Source organism: Ancylomarina sp., assembly GCF_041555295.1.
GTDB lineage: Bacteria > Bacteroidota > Bacteroidia > Bacteroidales > Marinifilaceae > Ancylomarina.
In genome coordinates this window covers 1-10,215 of the sequence record NZ_JBFFKR010000115.1, presented here as the reverse complement: position 1 = coordinate 10,215, position 10,215 = coordinate 1, and the positions used below count along the sequence as shown (strand labels likewise).

At 31.3% G+C, this 10,215-nt stretch carries 11 protein-coding genes; 10 read left to right on the top strand and 1 reads right to left on the bottom strand.

Translation table 11 applies throughout. The features are described from left to right. Nucleotides 1–40 precede the first annotated feature (40 nt). Entirely contained in the window at nucleotides 41–223 is a 183-nt protein-coding gene (locus ABY905_RS09655) for an antitoxin Xre/MbcA/ParS toxin-binding domain-containing protein (protein WP_372643021.1), read from the bottom strand. Nucleotides 224–922: 699 nt separating this feature from the next. Between ABY905_RS09655 and ABY905_RS09650 the strand changes: the two genes are divergently transcribed. The 10 genes from ABY905_RS09650 to ABY905_RS09605 all read left to right on the top strand — a co-directional run bounded on the left by ABY905_RS09650 (nucleotide 923) and on the right by ABY905_RS09605 (nucleotide 10,174). Further along, on the top strand, nucleotides 923–1,621 hold the full coding sequence (locus ABY905_RS09650; protein WP_372643019.1) for a LuxR C-terminal-related transcriptional regulator: 699 nt from the start codon (nucleotides 923–925) through the stop codon (nucleotides 1,619–1,621). Nucleotides 1,622–1,999: 378 nt separating this feature from the next. Next, on the top strand, nucleotides 2,000–2,545 hold the full coding sequence (locus tag ABY905_RS09645) for a UpxY family transcription antiterminator (protein ID WP_372643017.1): 546 nt from the start codon (nucleotides 2,000–2,002) through the stop codon (nucleotides 2,543–2,545). A gap of 295 nt (nucleotides 2,546–2,840) precedes the next feature. Continuing rightward, nucleotides 2,841–3,449 (top strand): DUF6266 family protein, encoded by a 609-nt coding sequence (locus ABY905_RS09640; RefSeq protein WP_372643015.1) that lies wholly within the window; start codon nucleotides 2,841–2,843, stop codon nucleotides 3,447–3,449. A gap of 55 nt (nucleotides 3,450–3,504) precedes the next feature. Beyond that, a complete protein-coding gene (locus ABY905_RS09635) occupies nucleotides 3,505–3,888 on the top strand; it encodes a GxxExxY protein (protein WP_372643012.1) in 384 nt (127 codons plus the stop codon). 46 nt (nucleotides 3,889–3,934) lie between these two features. After that, nucleotides 3,935–4,543, top strand: a complete 609-nt coding sequence (locus ABY905_RS09630) for an acyltransferase (RefSeq protein ID WP_372643010.1) — start codon at nucleotides 3,935–3,937, stop codon at nucleotides 4,541–4,543. A gap of 60 nt (nucleotides 4,544–4,603) precedes the next feature. After that, nucleotides 4,604–4,891 carry an acyl carrier protein gene (locus ABY905_RS09625; protein WP_372643007.1) on the top strand — a complete coding sequence of 96 codons (288 nt, stop codon included), beginning with the start codon at nucleotides 4,604–4,606 and terminating at the stop codon, nucleotides 4,889–4,891. 2 nt (nucleotides 4,892–4,893) lie between these two features. Then, on the top strand, nucleotides 4,894–6,849 hold the full coding sequence (gene asnB / locus ABY905_RS09620; RefSeq protein ID WP_372643004.1) for an asparagine synthase (glutamine-hydrolyzing): 1,956 nt from the start codon (nucleotides 4,894–4,896) through the stop codon (nucleotides 6,847–6,849). A 6-nt stretch (nucleotides 6,850–6,855) separates the two neighbouring features. Then, the gene (gene nadE, locus ABY905_RS09615) at nucleotides 6,856–7,833 is read left to right on the top strand and encodes an NAD(+) synthase (protein WP_372643002.1); all 978 of its coding nucleotides are present in this window, start codon (nucleotides 6,856–6,858) and stop codon (nucleotides 7,831–7,833) included. 33 nt (nucleotides 7,834–7,866) lie between these two features. Continuing rightward, complete coding sequence (locus tag ABY905_RS09610; protein WP_372643000.1) at nucleotides 7,867–9,342, top strand: class I adenylate-forming enzyme family protein; 1,476 nt, start codon at nucleotides 7,867–7,869, stop codon at nucleotides 9,340–9,342. A 52-nt stretch (nucleotides 9,343–9,394) separates the two neighbouring features. After that, nucleotides 9,395–10,174: a polysaccharide biosynthesis/export family protein gene (locus ABY905_RS09605; RefSeq protein WP_372642998.1), complete on the top strand. Its 780-nt coding sequence runs from the start codon at nucleotides 9,395–9,397 to the stop codon at nucleotides 10,172–10,174. Nucleotides 10,175–10,215 lie beyond the last annotated feature (41 nt).

The window sequence follows — 10,215 nt, the reverse complement described above, 5'->3', positions numbered from 1 at the left end:
ACTTAAAAACAAAAAAGGTTTAATGAAATACCAAATTGTGTTATGATATTGAGTTTTGCTCAAGCTTCATTAATAAATCATACACTATTGAAAGCCCTTGAGTTGATTCAAGTAACGAATCAGGAGTAATATTTCCTAATGCCTCATTTTCAGTTTCAATCCAATTTAAAAAAATAGCTTTAGTTCCAAAGATTTCAATACCTTTTTTTAAGAGTTCCTTCATATGAATATAATTTTGATTTAATGTTCTATTATAAAATAGGATTGAAATATATGTAACGTCTTTAAATACAATATCAATCTAATTTTTTATATCAATTAGTTTTCTTATCACTCGATTATTTGAATGCCTTATACCATTCTGAAAATATTCAGTAAAAGTTGAAAATTAATTTCTAGTACTATATTACTAAAATTAGAGCGATTATTCATGTTAAATTATCAAAATATTCTTTAAAATAAAGCATTATTTGTTTTCTTTTTTTGATGATTAAGTTTGATTGCTGATATCTCATTTATATAGGAATAATGAGTTGTTTAGTATTTATCTAAGATAATAGACACCTAATGGTGCTCATTTAATCTATCAGTATATATCACTATTATTATTTGTTAGATTCCTCAGAGCACCAAAATATCTAAGAATTTAGATTAATAGGTATTAACAATATCCCAATTTATTCAATCATGCGAATTTGTTAGTTTGTCTAGCAAGATATCATATTCATCAAATGGTATTAAAATATATTCTTCATATATGAATAAAAGGCCATAAATTTATAATCCAAAGCTACTATAACTCAAAATAATTGCGAAAAGACAATTATTAATATACAACTATTATAGTTAGCAATACGATCCTATTTCCTCTCACCTTTTTAGGGCACTATTAGTAATCTAACTTTTTTTCAGAAAGAATATGATGAGGCGAAGAAAAGAAAAATACTGGGAAGCAGATTCAAGAAAACGTGTTACTGATTTAGAATTAGAAGATAAATTTCATTTCAATGGAGATTTAAAAGTAAGTTTTGACACGGCTTATTTTATAATGGATGCTTCTAATTTAGATGTTGTTTGGGCTAGTAAGAAGAGTATTGATATTTTAAATCTTCCTCCTGTAGTTCTTGAGGGATATTCTTTTCTTGAATACATAGCCAAGAACGTTCATCCTACTGATATTTCTAAAATTGAGACTTATCTTGATCAGCAAGATAAGGATTATACTTTCTCAGAGATATTAAGTTTAAAACATTCTGATGGATGTTGGAGAGATATTTATATGAATATTGTTGTTGGAACTAGATATCCTAACAGTTTCCCAGAGCAACTTTTCGGATGCCTTATTGATTTAACCAATCAGTTAAATAATAGAAATAAAAATATATTTGATTCCATTGACTTCAATTCTAATAATGAATTAGAATTGATCTCATCTCTATCCAAAAGAGAAATGGAGATACTCAGGCTAATTGTAAAAGGTTTTACCGATAAGGAAATTGGTAAGAAATTACATATCAGTTATTATACAGCTGATACTCATAGAAAGAATATTATAAATAAACTAAAAGTCAGAAATACGGCTTGTTTGGCCTTTATGGCTGGAAAAATTGGAATCTTCTAGTTTTGTAAGAAAAGCTAGAACTTCAGAACTCTTATCTTATTTAGTCTAATTAAGATAATTACTCTCCCTGGAAACTCATGAGTTTTCATTTTGTAACGAAATATATTGTTCGATTGTAGGCTTCTTTATAAATAAGAAACTTTAGCGAATATCTGTCAAAATACCTTTTTTCGGGTATTGAAGTTTATACGAAAGCATCATAATTTTACTAGTGTAGTCTTAAATTTATTTATAAGCAATATTTAAGAATGCGCGATTTCATAGGCTCTATTATAGAATAATGGGACTGAAAGAGCGAAGCTGTATCAATTACCTCTCAAGTTAATATAGATTTTATTTCGCTTATCTGACTAATTCCACACTATAAACTATCAACCATTGAAAGTACTAAAAAGAACATATAGATGGTATGCCATTTACACCCGATCGAGGTCAGAAAAAAAGGTATATAAGGAACTCTTGGAAAAAGGGGTTGAAACCTATTTACCTTTAAAAAAGGAACTGAGAGTTTGGAGTGATCGTAAAAAATGGGTTGAGAGGCCATTGTTTAGCTCTTATGTTTTTGTTAGAGTTAGTGAGCGTGAGTATTACGAGGCCTTAAGCCCAACTTGGGCTGTAAGATATGTCTGTTTTGGGGGAAAAGCCATACCTATTCCTGATTCTCAAATTGAATCATTAAAACTTTTTCTGGAAGATACAAAAAGAGATGTCGAACTTACTTCCAAGAGTTTGAAAAAGGGAGATCATCTGGAAGTGACAATTGGGCCACTGAAAGGTGTTCGAGGCGAACTTTTGCAGTTACGAGGGCAACATCGTATTGTTATTCGTTTTATAAGTTTGGGTTGTTGTGTTCATGCCGATATTTCATTGGATGAGGTTAAACGACTTAAGATGCCAATAGAGACAATGTATGGCGATAATTAGCTTGATTTTTTTTTGTTTTTTTAATAATACAAATCTGGAATAAGACTGGGTATCGTCTGGAACAAGTTTGGATATGACCGATGCTGATATGAAGCGTCTAGTGAGCTGTTGTATATTTTATTGACGCAATAAGCTATAATAATAGCAGAAACCCAATTCTTAAATTACACATTATCGACTCGCATATTTTTTTACAAAATTCAATTCTTATCTAAAATCAATTAGTCCTCCCCTTTAGCAATAAAAATGTTAATGAAGTTGAAAAAATTAGACTTCTGTTTATTTCAAAACGACTATGGCAAGTATTAAAGATAAACTTTTAACCGGACTTGTGGGACCTGTGATTATTTCTCATCGCTATGGTAAAACGTACATCAGAAGCAAACCAAGTAAGGTGAAAAATCCTCGAACTCCTGGACAAATGAAGCAACGTGGAAAATTTAAGGCTGCGAGTCGATTTGTGAGCCTAAATTTAGATGAGTTGATAAGGCCGTACTGGAATCCTGAGGCTAGAAGGAACTCAATGAGTGGGCAAAACTTATTTTGCAAACTTAATACACATGCTTTCGATTCCGAAGGTTATCTCAATATCAAGAGACTAAAGTTTACTACGGGTAATTTAGGTGAGGTTAATAATCTATGGTTAGAGATGGCTGGTGATACCACTATTCGTTTTATTTGGAATAATAATTCTCGAGATAAGAAAACAAGCGAAGAGAATCAGTTCAAACTCTTTGGGATGAATCTAGATTTAGCTGTAAAAGAGTTACCATGTGATGCGATACGTGAGAACGAATCTTTTGTTTTGGATTTTAAGAAATACGCTTTTTCATATTTGTTTTGTTTTTTCTGGAATCCACAATTACAATTAGCATCTAATAGTGAATGGATTGATTGCACTTAGAACCAATTTCTTTGAAGAAAGAATTTTGAGCGAGAGAAAGTATTAATCCTAATTAATGATACCTACCGTGGAAAATAATTCATATCAAGTAGAGATTAATAAACTTATAGAAGTTGGTAATTTTATCTATAAACAACTAGGACACGGTTGTCAAGACCATATCTATAAGGAGGTTCTTGAACTCGAATTGGAGTTAAGAAATATTCCTTATACACCTAGAATTTTAGAGCATGAAGATGTCCCAAATGAAAGAAAACAGTTTGTATGTTTCGATAAAATTATTGTTCGATTGGATACACATTCATTTTTATCAGAAGAGCAAGAAAATACTTTTATGGATAGCCTTAAAAATATAGATAAGCCTATTGGATTACTTTTCAATTTTGGCTATCAGAATCTTCAGTATATAAGTGTAGGTGGTCAATGTATAATACAATAAGTTGAGTTTTGAAGATGGAATAATACTAATGTCCAATAATAAAATTATGAGTAATCCTTTCGATCCAGGTTATTTCACTGAAGCTGAGTTACAAAATGCAGGCTTTAAATCAATAGGTGAAAATGTAAAGATTTATAAAAATTCAACAATAGTTGGCCTAGCTAATATTTCCATTGGCAATAATGTGATTATTGATTCTTTTTGTACAATTATTGCGATCGGAAAAGGTGAATTAAAAATTGGTTCTTTCGTTCATATTGGAGGTTACTGTTTTCTTGGTGCACGAGATGGGATTTTTATCAATGATTTTAGTGGTTTATCGCAAGGGGTGAAAATATATAGCAGGTCTGATGATTATTCTGGTAAATACCTTACTAATCCTACAATTCCTGATAAGTATAAAGGAGTTTCTAGAGGTGCTGTAAGGATTGAGTCTTATGTAATAATAGGAGCGGAATCAGTTGTATTACCCAATGTTACTATAGGAAAAGGTTCTTCAGTTGGAGCATTGTCTTTAGTTAGTAGGAATTTGCCAGAATGGGGAATGTTTTTTGGGCATCCTGTAAGGCGAATAGGTTCTAGATCTAAAAACTTATTAGAACTTCAACGCGAATTCATGAAGGAGTATAGCCATAAGTTTAATGGTGTTAAATAGATAAATTAAAATATTATATGTAACAATACAATATATAATATAGTTTAAATAAATAATACTATGAATAATCACAAGGTAATGAAAGATAAGCTTCGTCAATATATTATTGAAGCAACCTTTTCAAGTGAAAATGATATTAAAGATGATACCTTGCTTTTTGAGGAAGGGCTTTTTGATTCGATGGGACTTTTGTTTCTAATTGATTTTATAAGAGATGAGTTTCATATTGATACAAAAGATAACGAGCTTCTTGTTGAAAACTTTGCATCCATAGATAGTATTTCTGAATTTATTTTAGACAGACTTGAAGTCAAAGAATCCAGTAAATTAGTTAATACTCCTAAATAGTTATGTGTGGTATAGTGGGCTTTTATCCTTGCTTTAATAATGATGAGTCTATAGATGTTTTAAGGCGTATGCTAACACGTATAAAACATCGAGGTCCTGATCAAAGTGGTATTGTATTGACCAATGAGATTGGTCTTGGGAGCGTTCGTTTAAGTATTCTGGATCTTGATAATGGACGTATGCCTTTATCAAATGAAGATGGTACTTTGTGGATTGTTTTTAATGGTGAAATTTTTAATTATTTGGAATTAAAAAGAGAGCTTAAAGAAAAAGGACATGTTTTTAAGACAACTACTGATACAGAAGTTGTTTTGCATCTTTATGAAGAGTATGGAGTAGAGTCTTTAAGTAAATTGAATGGTCAGTTTGCTATTACTATCTGGGATACTTTAAAAAAAGAATTATTTCTTGCTAGGGATAGAGTTGGAATTAGACCTTTATTCTATTCAAAAGTGAATACTGGGATTGTGTTTGCTTCTGAGATGAAAGCTCTGTTTGAACACCCCAATATAGAAGCACAAATTTCCCCTGTGGCTTTAACGCAAATTTTCACCTTTTGGACAACTCTATCTCCACTTACAATTTTTAAGGATATACTTGAAGTTCAGCCAGGTCACTATATTTTAGCTAATGGAACCGATATTAAAGAAGAAAAATACTGGGAATTGCCCCTATGTAAATCTAACGAATATCGAGATATAACAATGTCAGAGGCAGTTGACGAATTTCGAAATATTTTTTCAGACGCGGTAAAAATTAGATTGAGAGCAGATGTCCCTGTGGGAGCGTACTTAAGTGGAGGTCTTGACTCTAGTGTTACAACCTCGTTTATTAAGGAAAATAATCCAGATCAATTGCAAACTTTTTCATTAAGATTTGCTGATAAAGAATTTGATGAAACAGATTTTCAGAATGAAGCTGTAAGTTTCTTCAAAACGGAACACAATAGTATTATATGTGAAAGCAATAATATTTCTCATATATTTTCGGATATAATTTGGCATTTGGAAACTCCCATTTTAAGAAGCTCTCCTTCTCCAATGGCATTGTTATCAGGATTGGTAAAAAAGAATAATATAAAAGTCGTAATTACTGGCGAAGGTGCTGATGAATTATTAGGTGGATATAATATTTTTAAAGAGGCTTTAATTAGGCAGTTCTGGGCAAAAGATCCAAAATCAAAATACAGACCATTATTACTAAAAAGATTATATCCTTATTTGCCCCAAATGAATGGAGCTAAAGCTTTAAATCTGTTTTTTTCGTATAAGTTAACTGACACAGATTCTTTAGTTTATTCTCATTTACTTAGATGGAATAATACATCTAGAATAAAAAAATACTTTTCGAAGAACCTTAAAGCTGAACTTGATAATTACCAGCCTATTCTTGAGTTGGAAAATAGCTTAGGAAATAAGTTTGAAGGCGTAGATCTTTTATCACGTGCTCAATGGCTTGAAATAAAGTTGTTTATGTCAGGTTACTTAATATCCTCTCAAGGAGATAGGATGGCAATGGCAAACTCTGTGGAAGGGAGATATCCTTTTTTAGATCATAGAGTTATTGAATTCTGTATGCAACTCCCAGCTAAGTTTAAACTTAATTGTTTGAATGAGAAAGTTTTGTTGAAAAAAATGATGAATGAGAAATTACCTGACCAAATTATAAATAGGCCAAAACAAGCATATAGAGCTCCTGCAATAAACAACTTTGATTCTGACTATATAAAGAATATGTTGTCGGAGAAAAATATTATGACCTCTGGTATTTTTGATTCTGAAATGGTTAAAAAACTTGTCTTGAAATTGGATTCTAAAAAGAATATTTCAGAAGTCGACAAGATGGCTTATATGGGAATATTATCTACGCAAATTTTGGATGATTTGTTTGTGAGAAAACAAAGAAGTGAATTAAAAGAATCTGACTTAATTGATTGTAAATTAACTCTCCTAAATTAATTTGATATGGAAATAACAGCTAAATCATTTTCAAAAGATATTTTACGCCTTGAAAATATTGAATCGATTTGTGACGAGATATGTCAAAAGCTAAGAACTAATGTTAGAAATAAGCTGAAGCGAAGAGGGGCGGTGGTTGGAATAAGTGGAGGTATAGATTCTTCGGTTGTACTAGCCTTAGCAACTCGCGCATTGGGTAAAGATAATGTAAGAGGGATTTTACTTCCTGAAAGAGATTCAAGTCCGGATAGTTTGATGTTAGCACAAAAATTGGCAGAAAAATTTGGTGTAAAAACCACTATAGAGGATATAACATCTGCTCTCAATGGCTTTGGGTGTTATAAGCGAAGAGATGAAGCTGTATCAAATGTCTTTCCAGAGTTTAATCCTCTAATGGATAAAGCCAAAATTGAAATCAAACAGAATATTTTTGAGAATATTCCTACTATATTTTCATTAACTATAGTTAAGCCTGATGGATCGCAGCAAAGCAAATTACTACCAGCAAAGGAGTATTTACAAATTGTAGCGTCCACTAATTTTAAGCAGCGAAGTAGAATGTCTATGTTGTATTATTATGGTGAGAGTCTTCATTATGCAGTTGTAGGTACACCCAATAAACATGAGGTTGAGCAAGGTTTTTTTGTGAAGTATGGTGATGGTGGAGCTGATGTTATGCCAATAGGACATTTATATAAAACTCAGGTTTATCAATTAGCAGAATACTTGGGTGTGCCTCAGGAGATTATCGATCGTACCCCAACAACCGATACATATAGTGCAGAGCAAACTCAAGAAGAATTCTTTTATCAAATGCCTTTTCAAGAAATGGATCTTATTTGGTATGCTTGGGAGAATAAATATGAAGTTGAGGAAGTTGCTACTGCTTTAAATAAATTAGTTGAAGAAATTCGTAATATTTATAAGAATTTTGAACGAAAGCAGAATACTACAGAATATTTGAGATTAGCACCTATTTTCTAATCTATCCTAATCTTTTTGTAATAGCGAAATCATATGAATGTCTTTGATTATTTATTTTCAGAATCAGCTTCACTTGATAAAAATTTTGTTGTAGCCCCTAGAGAATCCCTTTCTTATAAGCAGGTTTATTATAGTAGTTTGAAATTTGCGAATTATTTAAGAAACAAGATAGGAGAAGATCATAATATTATTTTGATTAGTGAGAATTCCTCTTTTTTTATAACAGCTTACTTGGCTATCATTAAATCTGGCAATATTTGTATCCCCATTGACCCAGCTATTGAGCAGGATAACCTAGAATATATAGTTACATCGACCAATAGTATTTGTGTTGTTTACTCAAATAGATTTAATAAAATTATATCCAATTCAATTTCTTATCAAATAGGTGAAAGTGAGCTTAAAGGAATCGTAGAAAATCGGAGTTTTACAACAGTTAACTTTTCTGGGGAGTTTGATCAAAATAAAATTGCTGAAATATTATTTACATCAGGATCGACAGGTACTCCTAAAGGAGTCGTGATAAGCCATAAAAATATTATTGCGAATACAGAGTCGATTCTTAGCTACTTAAAACTAGGCACGGATGATATAATGGGAGTTGTTTTACCTTTCTATTATTGTTACGGTTTATCATTATTGCATACTCATTTAAAGGTAGGAGCTTCGTTAGTACTCATTAAAAGTTTTATGTTTTTGCCTACAGTTATTGATAATTTAAAAGAATATAACTGTACTGGTTTTGCCGGAGTCCCTAGTCATTTCCAAATACTGCTGAAAAAATCAAAGACATTTAAGGAAACAAAATTTTCTCACCTCAGATACGTCACTCAAGCAGGAGGAAAACTTCATAATAATTTTATAGAGGAGTTCATTATAACATTTCCTGATGTTAAATTCTATGTGATGTATGGTCAAACGGAAGCTACAGCACGTTTATCTTATTTACCACCTGATAAATTAAAAGAAAAAATAGGCTCGATAGGTAAATCAATACCAAATGTACATTTGAAAGTTATTGATGAAAATGGATTAGATGTGAAGGTGGGTGAACTTGGTGAGATTGTAGCTAAAGGTGACAATATAATGCAGGGTTATTACAATGATTTAGAAGGTACAGAGTCTGTTATAAAAAATGGATGGTTGCATACTGGCGATTTGGGTAGAATTGACAAGGAGGGCTATATTTTCTTAGAAAGTCGTAAAAAAGAGATTATTAAAGTCGGAGGGAAAAGGGTAAGTCCTAAAGAGATTGAAGAAGTTATTTTATCTGTTCCTGATGTTGTTGATTGTACGATTATAGGGATTTGTGATGATTTATTGGGTGAAGCTGTTAAGGCTAGTATCGTTTTGAAAAACATTAGTGAAGAGATACAAATGAAGAAGTTAATTCTAAAAAAGTGTCATGAGAAACTTCAAATACATAAGATACCTCAAGTTATAATTTTCGAAAAATTGATTAAAGTTAGTTCAACTGGAAAGAAAATAAAACCTCATTCTGTTATGTAACTAATTGAGATTCTAATGGGAAAAAATATTCTTTAACATCAAACTATACACAATGAAATTTTCTGAAATTTTAGTTCTTCTACTGTTATTATCATTTGTCGCTTGTATACCTCAGAAGAAAATAATTTACATGCAAGATGTGAGTGATAATAAAAAATATATTAACCTGTATACAAGGGCTGTTGAGATTACTGAAGCTTATAAAATTCAACCACGTGACTACATTTATATTAGGGTTTTAACCCCTGATGAAGCTGTCGAGAGTCTTTACAATCTGAATGCTGGTCAAATGAATAATAATCAAATGGGAGATCCCAGCAGTATGAGGTATCAGAGTTATCTAGTTTCTGATGAAGGTGAAATTGATTTTCCCTATATCGGACAAATAAAGGTGGTTGATTTGACTATAAAAGAAATTAAAGCCAAAATGCAGAAAATACTTAAAAACCACATCGATACTTTTACACTTCAGGTTCAATTAACCCATACGCAGTTTACAATTTTAGGTGAAGTGAATGATCCTGGTCAATATAATATGAGCAAGGATCAACTAACTATTTTCGAAGCTATATCTATTGCAGGAGACTTAACCATATATGGAAAAAGGAAGAAGGTAAAGATTCTTCGTCCTTCAACCGAAGGAACTAAGATAATAACTATTGATTTATCAGATTTGAATCTTGTTGATAGTCAAAACTATTATATACAACCTAATGACCTAATTTATATTGAACCTGTTAAAGCCCAAATGTGGGGATTCGGAGAGTCTTTCTCATTAAGTTTAATTACAAGTTTGATTACTTTCTTTTTATTGGCGAATTCGCTTAAGTAATTGATTATAGAATATTAAAGGTATTGGTGTAATTTATATTT